Genomic DNA, 18,462 nt, shown 5'->3' on the forward strand with positions numbered 1-18,462 from the left:
CATCATTCTGTAATTTATTGATAATTTTGGTTTTTGCCATTCTCGCAACCTCGTTTTACACACTTCTGTCTGGCTGAACAGTTCAGCCTCAAATCGGTCTATCCTTTCGAATTTTCGAGCTGGTTATTTTTTCCCTCAGTCTGCAAAGTAGACTGTGGCTTATTGCATGCAAATCAGGATTCAGGAGAGAACATGATTACCAATGCCGTTACCTTGGAACAGGGCGTAACCGTAACCCAACTCAAAGGACAAATTTATCTGGTGGCCGCAGATGGCAGCCGGAAGCTGTTGGCTGAAGGTGATGTGCTGCCGAAAGGGGCGGTGATCATGTCGCCGGATGGCGCCAGTTTCATGGGTGGCGGACAGTCGTTCACTGTGCAACCAACCAGCGAGCAGAGTGAGCCTGCCGAAGAGGGAGATGCTCCCCAGCTGGCGCAAAATGGAGTCGCTGGCACTCCTGATGATATCAGTGCCTTGCAACAGGCGATCTTGGGTGGCGCTGACCCGACCCAGGCCTTTGAAGCCTCTGCAGCAGGCGGTGCACCTGCTGCCGGTGGTGGCGGTATTGGGGGCGTAGCCGGTGCCAGTGGCAACGGCGGTTTTGTCACCATCGACCGTACCGGTTCCGCAACCATTGCTGAAGCCACCTTCGATACCACCTACAACACCGATGGCGAGCCGCCGCTTGAAGCCGTTGGTGAAGATGATCCTCTTTTTACCTCCGCCAACCTTGTCTTGAGTGCGGATGCACAGGTGAATGAAGGTGGGTTTATCACCTTTACTGCGACATTAGATGAACCTGTTTTTGGTTCTGACTTGGTTATTCAGCTGTCAAATGGTGCAGTGATCACCATTCCCGTCGGCCAGAGTTCCGGTTCAGTCACTGTTGCTGCTCCAGCAGACAGCCCTTATGTCGACCCGTCAACGATCTCCGTTTCGATTACCGGTACTCAGGGTGGTGGTTTCAACCAGATTATCACTGGACCTTCAACGACTACCCAGATTAACGACACTGTCGACACCACCACCGTGACCCTGGGTGCTCCGGCGCAGGTCAACGAAGGTGGGCAGATCACCTACAGTGCCAGCGTCAACAACGCCCCGCAGAGTGACCTGGTGCTGACCCTGTCCAACGGCGCCAGCATCACCATCAAGGCGGGTGAGTTGAGCGGCAGTGTGACGGTCGATGCCCCGAGTGACGACGTTTACAAAGATGGCAGCAGCCTGACGGTGAGTATCACCGGCAGCAGCGGTGGCAACTATGAACAGCTGGACACCAGCAGCAAGGTGACCACCGACGTGGTCGACACTGTAGACACTACCACCGTGACCCTGAGCTCGGCCACCAACGGCCAGACCGTGATCGAGGGCGGCAGCATTGTCTACACCGCCAGTGTCAGCAACCCGGTGACCGGCAGCCCGCTGGCCGTGACCCTCTCCAACGGGGTGGTGATCACCATTCCGGTGGGCAGCAGCAGTGCCAACAGTGAACTGGTACCGGTTCGTGGAGATGACATATATCAGCAAGGTGAAGAGTCACTAAGTGTCACTATCGACAAGACCAGTGGTGGCAATTACGAGAGCGTTGTTACCACTGGCACCATCACCAATAAAGTGGTGGATGATCAGGATGCGCCGACCCTGACCCTGACCGGCGATGCCAATGTGGTCGAGGGGGGCAAGGCCAACTACACCCTGAGCATCAGCGACGCCCCGAAAACGGATCTGACCGTCAAGGTGGTGGTGGGTCATATCACCACCGACAACGGTGATGTCCAGGCGGTGACCCGCGACGTGGTCATCAAGGCGGGCACCACCTCGGTGAGCTTCGACGTGGCGACCCTGGATGACGTCTATGCTGAGCCGGCCGAGCAGTTCCAGGTCAGCGTGAGCGAGACCAGTGGCGGTGGCTACGAGAAGGCCCCGGTGTTGCCGGGGGCGGTGACCACCAAGGTGACCGACGAGCCCAACGGGGAAGGCGACAAGGTTTCGGTGACCATCGAGAGCAACGGTGATGTGACCGAAGCTGACCAGCCGGTGTTCACCATCAAGGTGAGCCAGGTACTGGATCGCGATCTGACCGTGACCCTGAGCGATGGCAAGAGTGTGACAATCGCGGCGGGCCAGACCAGCGTGACCTACAGCCCGGCGGCGCAGGGCGATGACGTGTTCAAGGATGGCGATACCCTGACCGTGGGGATCGACAGTGCCACGGTGGTGGGCAAAACCTTCGAGAACCTGGAGCTTGGTGGCGATGCCACCGTCACCATCAGCGATACCGAAAGTGAAGTGGTTGCCACCCTGAGTGCAGACAAGCCCACCGTGTCCGAAGGTGGCACGGTGACCTACACCGTGACCCTGACCAATAAGGACGGCCTGCCGGTGAGTGGCCACAACGGTCTGAGCTTCACCCTGAGCAACGGCCAGACCATCACCATCGCAGCGGGCCAGACCAGCGGCAGCGTGACCGTGACCGCAGGGGATGATGTGTACGTCGGTGGCCAGAAAGACCTGAGCGCCACCCTGACCGGGGTGAGCGGTGGTGACAGCTTCGAGAAGCTGACGCTGGGCAAAGAGACGGTGACCACCAAGGTGACTGACGAGCCCAACGGGGAAGGCGACAAGGTTTCGGTGACCATCGAGAGCAACGGTGATGTGACCGAAGCTGACCAGCCGGTGTTCACCATCAAGGTGAGCCAGGTACTGGATCGCGATCTGACCGTGACCCTGAGCGATGGCAAGAGTGTGACAATCGCGGCGGGCCAGACCAGCGTGACCTACAGCCCGGCGGCGCAGGGCGATGACGTGTTCAAGGATGGCGATACCCTGACCGTGGGGATCGACAGTGCCACGGTGGTGGGCAAAACCTTCGAGAACCTGGAGCTTGGTGGCGATGCCACCGTCACCATCAGCGATACCGAAAGTGAAGTGGTTGCCACCCTGAGTGCAGACAAGCCCACCGTGTCCGAAGGTGGCACGGTGACCTACACCGTGACCCTGACCAATAAGGACGGCCTGCCGGTGAGTGGCCACAACGGTCTGAGCTTCACCCTGAGCAACGGCCAGACCATCACCATCGCAGCGGGCCAGACCAGCGGCAGCGTGACCGTGACCGCAGGGGATGATGTGTACGTCGGTGGCCAGAAAGACCTGAGCGCCACCCTGACCGGGGTGAGCGGTGGTGACAGCTTCGAGAAGCTGACGCTGGGCAAAGAGACGGTGACCACCAAGGTGACTGACGAGCCCAACGGGGAAGGCGACAAGGTTTCGGTGACCATCGAGAGCAACGGTGATGTGACCGAAGCTGACCAGCCGGTGTTCACCATCAAGGTGAGCCAGGTACTGGATCGCGATCTGACCGTGACCCTGAGCGATGGCAAGAGTGTGACAATCGCGGCGGGCCAGACCAGCGTGACCTACAGCCCGGCGGCGCAGGGCGATGACGTGTTCAAGGATGGCGATACCCTGACCGTGGGGATCGACAGTGCCACGGTGGTGGGCAAAACCTTCGAGAACCTGGAGCTTGGTGGCGATGCCACCGTCACCATCAGCGATACCGAAAGTGAAGTGGTTGCCACCCTGAGTGCAGACAAGCCCACCGTGTCCGAAGGTGGCACGGTGACCTACACCGTGACCCTGACCAATAAGGACGGCCTGCCGGTGAGTGGCCACAACGGTCTGAGCTTCACCCTGAGCAACGGCCAGACCATCACCATCGCAGCGGGCCAGACCAGCGGCAGCGTGACCGTGACCGCAGGGGATGATGTGTACGTCGGTGGCCAGAAAGACCTGAGCGCCACCCTGACCGGGGTGAGCGGTGGTGACAGCTTCGAGAAGCTGACGCTGGGCAAAGAGACGGTGACCACCAAGGTGACTGACGAGCCCAACGGGGAAGGCGACAAGGTTTCGGTGACCATCGAGAGCAACGGTGATGTGACCGAAGCTGACCAGCCGGTGTTCACCATCAAGGTGAGCCAGGTACTGGATCGCGATCTGACCGTGACCCTGAGCGATGGCAAGAGTGTGACAATCGCGGCGGGCCAGACCAGCGTGACCTACAGCCCGGCGGCGCAGGGCGATGACGTGTTCAAGGATGGCGATACCCTGACCGTGGGGATCGACAGTGCCACGGTGGTGGGCAAAACCTTCGAGAACCTGGAGCTTGGTGGCGATGCCACCGTCACCATCAGCGATACCGAAAGTGAAGTGGTTGCCACCCTGAGTGCAGACAAGCCCACCGTGTCCGAAGGTGGCACGGTGACCTACACCGTGACCCTGACCAATAAGGACGGCCTGCCGGTGAGTGGCCACAACGGTCTGAGCTTCACCCTGAGCAACGGCCAGACCATCACCATCGCAGCGGGCCAGACCAGCGGCAGCGTGACCGTGACCGCAGGGGATGATGTGTACGTCGGTGGCCAGAAAGACCTGAGCGCCACCCTGACCGGGGTGAGCGGTGGTGACAGCTTCGAGAAGCTGACGCTGGGCAAAGAGACGGTGACCACCAAGGTGACTGACGAGCCCAACGGGGAAGGCGACAAGGTTTCGGTGACCATCGAGAGCAACGGTGATGTGACCGAAGCTGACCAGCCGGTGTTCACCATCAAGGTGAGCCAGGTACTGGATCGCGATCTGACCGTGACCCTGAGCGATGGCAAGAGTGTGACAATCGCGGCGGGCCAGACCAGCGTGACCTACAGCCCGGCGGCGCAGGGCGATGACGTGTTCAAGGATGGCGATACCCTGACCGTGGGGATCGACAGTGCCACGGTGGTGGGCAAAACCTTCGAGAACCTGGAGCTTGGTGGCGATGCCACCGTCACCATCAGCGATACCGAAAGTGAAGTGGTTGCCACCCTGAGTGCAGACAAGCCCACCGTGTCCGAAGGTGGCACGGTGACCTACACCGTGACCCTGACCAATAAGGACGGCCTGCCGGTGAGTGGCCACAACGGTCTGAGCTTCACCCTGAGCAACGGCCAGACCATCACCATCGCAGCGGGCCAGACCAGCGGCAGCGTGACCGTGACCGCAGGGGATGATGTGTACGTCGGTGGCCAGAAAGACCTGAGCGCCACCCTGACCGGGGTGAGCGGTGGTGACAGCTTCGAGAAGCTGACGCTGGGCAAAGAGACGGTGACCACCAAGGTGACTGACGAGCCCAACGGGGAAGGCGACAAGGTTTCGGTGACCATCGAGAGCAACGGTGATGTGACCGAAGCTGACCAGCCGGTGTTCACCATCAAGGTGAGCCAGGTACTGGATCGCGATCTGACCGTGACCCTGAGCGATGGCAAGAGTGTGACAATCGCGGCGGGCCAGACCAGCGTGACCTACAGCCCGGCGGCGCAGGGCGATGACGTGTTCAAGGATGGCGATACCCTGACCGTGGGGATCGACAGTGCCACGGTGGTGGGCAAAACCTTCGAGAACCTGGAGCTTGGTGGCGATGCCACCGTCACCATCAGCGATACCGAAAGTGAAGTGGTTGCCACCCTGAGTGCAGACAAGCCCACCGTGTCCGAAGGTGGCACGGTGACCTACACCGTGACCCTGACCAATAAGGACGGCCTGCCGGTGAGTGGCCACAACGGTCTGAGCTTCACCCTGAGCAACGGCCAGACCATCACCATCGCAGCGGGCCAGACCAGCGGCAGCGTGACCGTGACCGCAGGGGATGATGTGTACGTCGGTGGCCAGAAAGACCTGAGCGCCACCCTGACCGGGGTGAGCGGTGGTGACAGCTTCGAGAAGCTGACGCTGGGCAAAGAGACGGTGACCACCAAGGTGACTGACGAGCCCAACGGGGAAGGCGACAAGGTTTCGGTGACCATCGAGAGCAACGGTGATGTGACCGAAGCTGACCAGCCGGTGTTCACCATCAAGGTGAGCCAGGTACTGGATCGCGATCTGACCGTGACCCTGAGCGATGGCAAGAGTGTGACAATCGCGGCGGGCCAGACCAGCGTGACCTACAGCCCGGCGGCGCAGGGCGATGACGTGTTCAAGGATGGCGATACCCTGACCGTGGGGATCGACAGTGCCACGGTGGTGGGCAAAACCTTCGAGAACCTGGAGCTTGGTGGCGATGCCACCGTCACCATCAGCGATACCGAAAGTGAAGTGGTTGCCACCCTGAGTGCAGACAAGCCCACCGTGTCCGAAGGTGGCACGGTGACCTACACCGTGACCCTGACCAATAAGGACGGCCTGCCGGTGAGTGGCCACAACGGTCTGAGCTTCACCCTGAGCAACGGCCAGACCATCACCATCGCAGCGGGCCAGACCAGCGGCAGCGTGACCGTGACCGCAGGGGATGATGTGTACGTCGGTGGCCAGAAAGACCTGAGCGCCACCCTGACCGGGGTGAGCGGTGGTGACAGCTTCGAGAAGCTGACGCTGGGCAAAGAGACGGTGACCACCAAGGTGACTGACGAGCCCAACGGGGAAGGCGACAAGGTTTCGGTGACCATCGAGAGCAACGGTGATGTGACCGAAGCTGACCAGCCGGTGTTCACCATCAAGGTGAGCCAGGTACTGGATCGCGATCTGACCGTGACCCTGAGCGATGGCAAGAGTGTGACAATCGCGGCGGGCCAGACCAGCGTGACCTACAGCCCGGCGGCGCAGGGCGATGACGTGTTCAAGGATGGCGATACCCTGACCGTGGGGATCGACAGTGCCACGGTGGTGGGCAAAACCTTCGAGAACCTGGAGCTTGGTGGCGATGCCACCGTCACCATCAGCGATACCGAAAGTGAAGTGGTTGCCACCCTGAGTGCAGACAAGCCCACCGTGTCCGAAGGTGGCACGGTGACCTACACCGTGACCCTGACCAATAAGGACGGCCTGCCGGTGAGTGGCCACAACGGTCTGAGCTTCACCCTGAGCAACGGCCAGACCATCACCATCGCAGCGGGCCAGACCAGCGGCAGCGTGACCGTGACCGCAGGGGATGATGTGTACGTCGGTGGCCAGAAAGACCTGAGCGCCACCCTGACCGGGGTGAGCGGTGGTGACAGCTTCGAGAAGCTGACGCTGGGCAAAGAGACGGTGACCACCAAGGTGACTGACGAGCCCAACGGGGAAGGCGACAAGGTTTCGGTGACCATCGAGAGCAACGGTGATGTGACCGAAGCTGACCAGCCGGTGTTCACCATCAAGGTGAGCCAGGTACTGGATCGCGATCTGACCGTGACCCTGAGCGATGGCAAGAGTGTGACAATCGCGGCGGGCCAGACCAGCGTGACCTACAGCCCGGCGGCGCAGGGCGATGACGTGTTCAAGGATGGCGATACCCTGACCGTGGGGATCGACAGTGCCACGGTGGTGGGCAAAACCTTCGAGAACCTGGAGCTTGGTGGCGATGCCACCGTCACCATCAGCGATACCGAAAGTGAAGTGGTTGCCACCCTGAGTGCAGACAAGCCCACCGTGTCCGAAGGTGGCACGGTGACCTACACCGTGACCCTGACCAATAAGGACGGCCTGCCGGTGAGTGGCCACAACGGTCTGAGCTTCACCCTGAGCAACGGCCAGACCATCACCATCGCAGCGGGCCAGACCAGCGGCAGCGTGACCGTGACCGCAGGGGATGATGTGTACGTCGGTGGCCAGAAAGACCTGAGCGCCACCCTGACCGGGGTGAGCGGTGGTGACAGCTTCGAGAAGCTGACGCTGGGCAAAGAGACGGTGACCACCAAGGTGACTGACGAGCCCAACGGGGAAGGCGACAAGGTTTCGGTGACCATCGAGAGCAACGGTGATGTGACCGAAGCTGACCAGCCGGTGTTCACCATCAAGGTGAGCCAGGTACTGGATCGCGATCTGACCGTGACCCTGAGCGATGGCAAGAGTGTGACAATCGCGGCGGGCCAGACCAGCGTGACCTACAGCCCGGCGGCGCAAGGCGAGGACGTGTTCAAGGATGGCGATACCCTGACCGTGGGGATCGACAGTGCCACGGTGGTGGGCAAAACCTTCGAGAACCTGGAGCTTGGTGGCGATGCCACCGTCACCATCAGCGATACCGAAAGTGAAGTGGTTGCCACCCTGAGTGCAGACAAGCCCACCGTGTCCGAAGGTGGCACGGTGACCTACACCGTGACCCTGACCAGCAAGGACGGCCTGCCGGTGAGTGGCCACAACGGTCTGAGCTTTACCCTGAGCAACGGCCAGACCATCACCATCGCAGCGGGCCAGACCAGCGGCAGCGTGACCGTGACCGCAGGGGATGATGTGTACGTCGGTGGCCAGAAAGACCTGAGCGCCACCCTGACCGGGGTGAGCGGTGGTGACAGCTTCGAGAAGCTGACGCTGGGCAAAGAGACGGTGACCACCAAGGTGACTGACGAGCCCAACGGGGAAGGCGACAAGGTTTCGGTGACCATCGAGAGCAACGGTGATGTGACCGAAGCTGACCAGCCGGTGTTCACCATCAAGGTGAGCCAGGTACTGGATCGCGATCTGACCGTGACCCTGAGCGATGGCAAGAGTGTGACAATCGCGGCGGGCCAGACCAGCGTGACCTACAGCCCGGCGGCGCAAGGCGAGGACGTGTTCAAGGATGGCGATACCCTGACCGTGGGGATCGACAGTGCCACGGTGGTGGGCAAAATCTTCGAGAACCTGGAGCTTGGTGGCGATGCCACCGTCACCATCAGCGATACCGAAAGTGAAGTGGTTGCCACCCTGAGTGCAGACAAGCCCACCGTGTCCGAAGGTGGCACGGTGACCTACACCGTGACCCTGACCAGCAAGGACGGCCTGCCGGTGAGTGGCCACAACGGTCTGAGCTTTACCCTGAGCAACGGCCAGACCATCACCATCGCAGCGGGCCAGACCAGCGGCAGCGTGACCGTGACCGCAGGGGATGATGTGTACGTCGGTGGCCAGAAAGACCTGAGCGCCACCCTGACCGGGGTGAGCGGTGGTGACAGCTTCGAGAAGCTGACGCTGGGCAAAGAGACGGTGACCACCAAGGTGACTGACGAGCCCAACGGGGAAGGCGACAAGGTTTCGGTGACCATCGAGAGCAACGGTGATGTGACCGAAGCTGACCAGCCGGTGTTCACCATCAAGGTGAGCCAGGTACTGGATCGCGATCTGACCGTGACCCTGAGCGATGGCAAGAGTGTGACAATCGCGGCGGGCCAGACCAGCGTGACCTACAGCCCGGCGGCGCAAGGCGAGGACGTGTTCAAGGATGGCGATACCCTGACCGTGGGGATCGACAGTGCCACGGTGGTGGGCAAAACCTTCGAGAACCTGGAGCTTGGTGGCGATGCCACCGTCACCATCAGCGATACCGAAAGTGAAGTGGTTGCCACCCTGAGTGCAGACAAGCCCACCGTGTCCGAAGGTGGCACGGTGACCTACACCGTGACCCTGACCAATAAGGACGGCCTGCCGGTGAGTGGCCACAACGGTCTGAGCTTTACCCTGAGCAACGGCCAGACCATCACCATCGCAGCGGGCCAGACCAGCGGCAGCGTGACCGTGACCGCAGGGGATGATGTGTACGTCGGTGGCCAGAAAGACCTGAGCGCCACCCTGACCGGGGTGAGCGGTGGTGACAGCTTCGAGAAGCTGACGCTGGGCAAAGAGACGGTGACCACCAAGGTGACTGACGAGCCCAACGGGGAAGGCGACAAGGTTTCGGTGACCATCGAGAGCAACGGTGATGTGACCGAAGCTGACCAGCCGGTGTTCACCATCAAGGTGAGCCAGGTACTGGATCGCGATCTGACCGTGACCCTGAGCGATGGCAAGAGTGTGACAATCGCGGCGGGCCAGACCAGCGTGACCTACAGCCCGGCGGCGCAAGGCGAGGACGTGTTCAAGGATGGCGATACCCTGACCGTGGGGATCGACAGTGCCACGGTAGTGGGCAAAACCTTCGAGAACCTGGAGCTTGGTGGCGATGCCACCGTCACCATCAGCGATACCGAAAGTGAAGTGGTTGCCACCCTGAGTGCAGACAAGCCCACCGTGTCCGAAGGTGGCACGGTGACCTACACCGTGACCCTGACCAATAAGGACGGCCTGCCGGTGAGTGGCCACAACGGTCTGAGCTTTACCCTGAGCAACGGCCAGACCATCACCATCGCAGCGGGCCAGACCAGCGGCAGCGTGACCGTGACCGCAGGGGATGATGTGTACGTCGGTGGCCAGAAAGACCTGAGCGCCACCCTGACCGGGGTGAGCGGTGGTGACAGCTTCGAGAAGCTGACGCTGGGCAAAGAGACGGTGACCACCAAGGTGACTGACGAGCCTGACGGGGAAGGCGACAAGGTTTCGGTGACCATCGAGAGCAACGGTGATGTGACCGAAGCTGACCAGCCGGTGTTCACCATCAAGGTGAGCCAGGTACTGGATCGCGATCTGACCGTGACCCTGAGCGATGGCAAGAGTGTGACAATCGCGGCGGGCCAGACCAGCGTGACCTACAGCCCGGCGGCGCAGGGCGATGACGTGTTCAAGGATGGCGATACCCTGACCGTGGGGATCGACAGTGCCACGGTGGTGGGCAAAACCTTCGAGAACCTGGAGCTTGGTGGCGATGCCACCGTCACCATCAGCGATACCGAAAGTGAAGTGGTTGCCACCCTGAGTGCAGACAAGCCCACCGTGTCCGAAGGTGGCACGGTGACCTACACCGTGACCCTGACCAATAAGGACGGCCTGCCGGTGAGTGGCCACAACGGTCTGAGCTTCACCCTGAGCAACGGCCAGACCATCACCATCGCAGCGGGCCAGACCAGCGGCAGCGTGACCGTGACCGCAGGGGATGATGTGTACGTCGGTGGCCAGAAAGACCTGAGCGCCACCCTGACCGGGGTGAGCGGTGGTGACAGCTTCGAGAAGCTGACGCTGGGCAAAGAGACGGTGACCACCAAGGTGACTGACGAGCCTGACGGGGAAGGCGACAAGGTTTCGGTGACCATCGAGAGCAACGGTGATGTGACCGAAGCTGACCAGCCGGTGTTCACCATCAAGGTGAGCCAGGTACTGGATCGCGATCTGACCGTGACCCTGAGCGATGGCAAGAGTGTGACAATCGCGGCGGGCCAGACCAGCGTGACCTACAGCCCGGCGGCGCAAGGCGAGGACGTGTTCAAGGATGGCGATACCCTGACCGTGGGGATCGACAGTGCCACGGTAGTGGGCAAAACCTTCGAGAACCTGGAGCTTGGTGGCGATGCCACCGTCACCATCAGCGATACCGAAAGTGAAGTGGTTGCCACCCTGAGTGCAGACAAGCCCACCGTGTCCGAAGGTGGCACGGTGACCTACACCGTGACCCTGACCAATAAGGACGGCCTGCCGGTGAGTGGCCACAACGGTCTGAGCTTTACCCTGAGCAACGGCCAGACCATCACCATCGCAGCGGGCCAGACCAGCGGCAGCGTGACCGTGACCGCAGGGGATGATGTGTACGTCGGTGGCCAGAAAGACCTGAGCGCCACCCTGACCGGGGTGAGCGGTGGTGACAGCTTCGAGAAGCTGACGCTGGGCAAAGAGACGGTGACCACCAAGGTGACTGACGAGCCTGACGGGGAAGGCGACAAGGTTTCGGTGACCATCGAGAGCAACGGTGATGTGACCGAAGCTGACCAGCCGGTGTTCACCATCAAGGTGAGCCAGGTACTGGATCGCGATCTGACCGTGACCCTGAGCGATGGCAAGAGTGTGACAATCGCGGCGGGCCAGACCAGCGTGACCTACAGCCCGGCGGCGCAGGGCGATGACGTGTTCAAGGATGGCGATACCCTGACCGTGGGGATCGACAGTGCCACGGTGGTGGGCAAAACCTTCGAGAACCTGGAGCTTGGTGGCGATGCCACCGTCACCATCAGCGATACCGAAAGTGAAGTGGTTGCCACCCTGAGTGCAGACAAGCCCACCGTGTCCGAAGGTGGCACGGTGACCTACACCGTGACCCTGACCAATAAGGACGGCCTGCCGGTGAGTGGCCACAACGGTCTGAGCTTCACCCTGAGCAACGGCCAGACCATCACCATCGCAGCGGGCCAGACCAGCGGCAGCGTGACCGTGACCGCAGGGGATGATGTGTACGTCGGTGGCCAGAAAGACCTGAGCGCCACCCTGACCGGGGTGAGCGGTGGTGACAGCTTCGAGAAGCTGACGCTGGGCAAAGAGACGGTGACCACCAAGGTGACTGACGAGCCCAACGGGGAAGGCGACAAGGTTTCGGTGACCATCGAGAGCAACGGTGATGTGACCGAAGCTGACCAGCCGGTGTTCACCATCAAGGTGAGCCAGGTACTGGATCGCGATCTGACCGTGACCCTGAGCGATGGCAAGAGTGTGACAATCGCGGCGGGCCAGACCAGCGTGACCTACAGCCCGGCGGCGCAGGGCGATGACGTGTTCAAGGATGGCGATACCCTGACCGTGGGGATCGACAGTGCCACGGTGGTGGGCAAAACCTTCGAGAACCTGGAGCTTGGTGGCGATGCCACCGTCACCATCAGCGATACCGAAAGTGAAGTGGTTGCCACCCTGAGTGCAGACAAGCCCACCGTGTCCGAAGGTGGCACGGTGACCTACACCGTGACCCTGACCAATAAGGACGGCCTGCCGGTGAGTGGCCACAACGGTCTGAGCTTCACCCTGAGCAACGGCCAGACCATCACCATCGCAGCGGGCCAGACCAGCGGCAGCGTGACCGTGACCGCAGGGGATGATGTGTACGTCGGTGGCCAGAAAGACCTGAGCGCCACCCTGACCGGGGTGAGCGGTGGTGACAGCTTCGAGAAGCTGACGCTGGGCAAAGAGACGGTGACCACCAAGGTGACTGACGAGCCCAACGGGGAAGGCGACAAGGTTTCGGTGACCATCGAGAGCAACGGTGATGTGACCGAAGCTGACCAGCCGGTGTTCACCATCAAGGTGAGCCAGGTACTGGATCGCGATCTGACCGTGACCCTGAGCGATGGCAAGAGTGTGACAATCGCGGCGGGCCAGACCAGCGTGACCTACAGCCCGGCGGCGCAGGGCGATGACGTGTTCAAGGATGGCGATACCCTGACCGTGGGGATCGACAGTGCCACGGTGGTGGGCAAAACCTTCGAGAACCTGGAGCTTGGTGGCGATGCCACCGTCACCATCAGCGATACCGAAAGTGAAGTGGTTGCCACCCTGAGTGCAGACAAGCCCACCGTGTCCGAAGGTGGCACGGTGACCTACACCGTGACCCTGACCAATAAGGACGGCCTGCCGGTGAGTGGCCACAACGGTCTGAGCTTTACCCTGAGCAACGGCCAGACCATCACCATCGCAGCGGGCCAGACCAGCGGCAGCGTGACCGTGACCGCAGGGGATGATGTGTACGTCGGTGGCCAGAAAGACCTGAGCGCCACCCTGACCGGGGTGAGCGGTGGTGACAGCTTCGAGAAGCTGACGCTGGGCAAAGAGACGGTGACCACCAAGGTGACCGACGAGCCCAACGGGGAAGGCGACTCAGTGTATGCCCAGATTGAGGTTGATAAATCGAGCGTGGCGGAAGGTGGCCAGCTGAAGTTCACCATCAGCTTGGTTGATAAAAACGGCAATCTTGTTGCCTTGCCTGCAGGTAAAGAGGTGGTTCTCAACCTTAGCTGGGGCGGTGCTGCAGCTAATAACAGCGACACCAACGGTCGCCCGGCCAGTGTGACAATCGGTGCAAATGGCAAGGCTGAGTTCACCGTTACGACAGTCAATGACACGATTTATGAAGGCAATGAGAAGTTAACCGCTTCAATCAGCGGTGTGAAAACCAACACTGCGTTTGAAGCTATCGAGATTAACGCTGTTAAAGGCAGTACCGAGTCAATTATCACTGATGAGGCCGATCTGCCGAAGGTTAGCAGCGTGGTGGGCGACAGCGTGGCGGAAGGCAGTGCCAACACCTTCAGCGTGAACCTCTCCAACGCCAGCACCACAGCCACCACCGTCAACCTGACCTTGGCAGGCGACAGCGCCACCAAGGGGGTAGACTTCACCGGCACCACTGTGACCGTGGTGATTGGTAGCGTGAGCCAGAGCGTGGCTGTGGCTGCCAATGGCAGCTTCAGTGTCAGCGTGCCGGCGGGCCAGACTGGCTTCCAAGTCAAGGTCAACACGATCGATGACACTCAGCAGGAAAGCTCGGAGCGCTACAACCTGACGGCTACGGCTAATGGTTATGGCACGACCGGTACTGCAACCATTATTGACAACGATGCGCCGCCTACCGTGGTGATCAATAAACCTGCTGTGGTGTCTGAAGAGGGGCTGGCCAACGGGTTGCCTGATACCACAGGTAATACTGATACCACCAATGCGACCATCGCTAGCGGCACTATTACAGTGGGGGATATCGATAGCAGTAGCGTGACGGTCAGCCTCTCTGGCCCGTCTGGGCTCAAGTCTGGCGGACTAGATGTGAAGTGGAGTTGGGATGCGTCAGGCAAGGTGTTGACCGGGTATACCGGTACCTTGGGTGGTGCGGACTACAAGACTGTGTTGGATGTCAAGCTGACTGCACCAGCAGGTAGTACCAAAGGAGATTGGGGTTATGACGTTACTCTGAAAGGAGCCCTCGATCATCCGGTGACTGGTGCCGAGGACGCGCTGAGCTTCAACGTCGGAGTCTCTGTTTCTGATGGTCAGAGTACTACGAGTGCTTCGCTGCCTATCACTGTGGAGGATGATGCCCCCATTGCTGGCGATGCTGCAGCGGTTTCGCTGGTGAAAACCAGTATTCCTGATGTATTGACCGGCAAGTTCAGCATGACCGGCTATAACGGGGATCGTTCCAGTATTGATGGTGGCAAGTTCACCATTACGGCTAAAGGGTTCCTCTCTTCAATGTCTACGGCTCTGACTGATGCACTGGTTAATGGCTCGGGCGAAGGCATTGGTGTCAAAAGCTCGACAGCCCCTTACCACAATATTGAGAACGAGGTCGATTTCCGCAAACTGGCCGACGGCTCAGGGGTATCTGAAGAGCTTGTGATCAAGCTGGATGCCGGCACTGTGGCTTACGGTGCCAAGATCGAGTTCAGCAAGATGTTCGGTGGTGAGCTGGAGAGCGGCGTGGTCGAGTTCTACCGTGACGGAGTACTGATCTCAACACTTCCCTTTAGGTCGGATGCAGCGGGGGGAGAGTACAACCAGAACTTCCAAGTGCAGCAGGGTGGTTTTGACACCATGGTGATCAAAGCAACCGATAACGGCAATTCGTTCAACGTCAAGGACAACAGCGACTTTACCGTCAAGTCTATCGAGTTCCTTGGCTCCTCTACTCCGCAGGCAATTGCCTATGGCTCGGGGACAGTGGCACCGCAATGGGGAGCTGATGGTAAAGGGCGTCTGGAGCTGGTTACCGGCACCGTTGAAACGGGTCTGAAAACGGCTGCTGGTCTGGCAATTACCATTACCGCAGAAGGTGCCAACAGCATGGTTGGCAAGGCCAGTGATGGCAGCTTGATATTCAAGATGCAATTCACGCCTGCAACGGGCAAGTGGGAGTTCTTCCAGTATGCAGAGATGCAGCGCCCGGTTGGTGATGGCGACATTGACTTCACCTTCAAGGCCTATGATCGGGACGGTGACGGCTCGCAAGGCAGCTTTGCTGTCAACCCGCTGGCGCGCCCTGATGTAACCGGCGTATCGAGTGCCACTGTGGTTGAAGGGGCCACCTTGCAGCATGTTGTGACCTTGAGTGGTGCGACTAATGTGGCGACTGAGTACAGCCTCTCAATCGCGGGCAGTGGTACTTATGCTGCATCTAACTCTGACTGGGGAACTCTGCAATTCAGTCACGGTGTTACCTATAACAGCAGCACAGGCAAAATCTCAGTACCAGCCGGTGTGACGAGCTTTACCGTGTCAGTGCCTACTGTGAATGACAAGCTGGTAGAACAGACTGAAACCTTGTCTCTGACTGTAGGTGGTGCGACCGGAGTCGGAACCATTACTGACAACGATCTCTCTGTGCGACTGGGCAATGGTCTGGTTGATGAGGATGGTTTGTCTGGCGGAAATGCACACTTGCCTGAGCCTGTGGGTATGCCTGCTAGCGGCCCGCTTTCTGTGACTCAGTCGCTGCAGGTGACTGATGGCAGTGGTGGCAATGTCTCTGGCGTACAACTCAAACTTGTTGGCATCACGGGTCTGAGCGGGGTGACGGGTATTGATGGTCAGCCGGTCAATGTTGTTCAGGATGGCGCCGGGCTCAAAGGGTACTTTGGCAACAACCCTGCCAATGTGGCGTTTACTGTGACGGTGGATAACAGTGCTAATCCACCGAGCTACACCTTTAATCTGCTCAAGCCGCTTAGCCACACAGTAGATGGCCAGAGCACAGTGTTGACCAGCCAGGATGAACTGCGTTTTACCGTCAACTATGAGGTAAGCAAATCTGGAGCTGAGACTGCCACTGGCTCGTTTGACTTGGCTGTGCGTGACGATGTACCGGTTGCTGGCCCGATCTTCCATGCCGTGGAGTCAGAAACCAAAGTTGGTGCCAACGTACAGCTGGTTTTGGATGTTTCCGGTTCTATGGGCTTTGCAGCCGGTAATGGAAAGACTCGCTTGGAAGTTATGAAAGAGTCTGCTAACCAGTTGCTGGATCAATATCTGGCGCAAGGGCAAACCCGGGTGCAGTTGGTATTGTTCAGTTCTGAAGCACGTATTGTGAATCAGGGAACAAGTGGTAGCCCCATCTACTGGATGACTGTTGAGCAGGCCAAAGGATGGATTAATGGCTTGACTGCAAATGGTGGAACGGATTACGACGACGCCATTAAATGGGCTGAGAGTTTTTGGAGTGGCAATAGTAATGCAAGACCGTTAACCGGAGCTTCCAACGTAAGCTATTTCCTCTCTGATGGTGTACCGGAAGGTAGCGATGGCAGCAATCCCAACACCATTGAGGCGAGTGAACTTGCTGCGTGGACGAAACATCTGCAAAACAATAAGGTGACTGCGCTTGCATACGGCATGGGGAACAGTGTGCCAGCTGGCGAGCTGGACAAAGTTGCATTTGATGGTTACTTGAATGTGGATGGCAATGCGGTAATTGTCCCGGACGTGACCAAGTTGCCACCCATTCTGTTGCAATCTGTGGTGCAGCCGATAGGCGGTAATTTGTTGAGCGGTGTTGAGGGATATGGAGTTGGTGCTGATGGTGGTTTTGTTGGCCAACTTACGATCCGCGGCGTGACGTATAACTTTGACGGCAGCACAGTTACTACTGCAGGCAGTTCGAGCGCGCTCAGCCATAGCTTTGATGCAGCAACCAAAACGCTGACTATCTACATCGATAACAAGCATTCGTTGATTGTCGATCTTGATAACGGCAGTTATCAGTTCTTTGGTGCTGCAGTGTCGCCCTCGGTCAAGCTTGATTTCGGTTACACCTTGAAAGATCTCGATGGTGACACCAGTGCAAGCACGCTGACCTTTGTTGTGGGTTATGACATCAAGTCAACGGGCGATATGATCGACTCTGTACAGATGTATGACCCCACAGCCAGTAATCAGAAAGTGCAATGGTCGACATCCGGAACTGGCACCCCGATCGACAAGACGCTGCAGCACGTTGAAAACGGCATAGTTGTCGATGTGGGTGTCGGTGGCGACAAGGTCTACCTGGGTAAGGGTAACGATATTATCTATCTGGGAGACAGCCATGTATCCGGTTTCGATAGCAATTCCCAGCAGAAACAGGATGCAGCAGAGCTTGCCGTGGATAACTTCAGCCGTGGAGCAGATTCGCTTCTGCTGCAAGACCCCAACAATGAAAACAGCGACCTGAAAATCACTGCAAACAGCAATGCCTATCTGGATATTGCTCATGGTGGTGGTGGTGGTGATGACCGCATCTATGGTCAAAATGGCTCTGATGTCATCTTTGGTGGTTCGGGTAACGACCATCTCTACGGTGGTGACGGTAAAGATGGGCTGCGTGGAGGGAGTGGAAGCGATGTGCTGGATGGTGGAGCTGGTAATGACTATCTGATCGGTGGTTTGGGTAATGACATCCTGATTGGTGGGGAAGGGGCTGATACCTTTGTCTGGAACAAGGGAGATACAGTATCCGGCTCCCTGACCAAGGATTACATCATGGACTTCAACAAGGGGTCAGGCACCATCAACCGTTTGGAAGGTGACAAGCTGGATCTGAGCGATCTGCTGGATCACGATGGCTCTCACAGTACGACCGATCTGAAGAGTCTACTCTCGGTGTTCCAGGACAATGAAGGGGTGCACCTGCAGGTCAAGGAGAGCAGTACTGCGCCGGTGACTCAGGAGATTGTGTTGATGAACCATACCTTCGACAGTCTGACGGGCGGTTCTGGCACCACGGCCAACCAGGTGATCGATTTCATGTTGACCAACAACATGCTCGATATCGACAAGTAAGCCCAACTCGGGGCAATAAAAAGCGGCAGAGCAATCTGCCGCTTTTTT

At 59.1% G+C, this 18,462-nt stretch carries 1 protein-coding gene; it reads left to right on the forward strand.

Annotated features, from left to right (window positions below):
• Positions 1-192: 192 nt before the first annotated feature.
• Positions 193-18,414, forward strand: coding sequence for an immunoglobulin-like domain-containing protein (locus tag ACTG2O_RS08335; RefSeq protein WP_439975600.1), 18,222 nt, complete (start codon positions 193-195; stop codon positions 18,412-18,414).
• Positions 18,415-18,462 lie beyond the last annotated feature (48 nt).

It is taken from the genome of Aeromonas sp. 61P (assembly GCF_051919545.1).
GTDB classification, from domain to species: domain Bacteria; phylum Pseudomonadota; class Gammaproteobacteria; order Enterobacterales; family Aeromonadaceae; genus Aeromonas; species Aeromonas veronii.

What these genes read in the sequence shown, in the direction of transcription:
- ACTG2O_RS08335 (WP_439975600.1), top strand. Translation starts at nt 193, where the DNA reads ATGATTACCAATGCCGTTACCTTGGAACAGGGCGTAACCGTAACCCAA.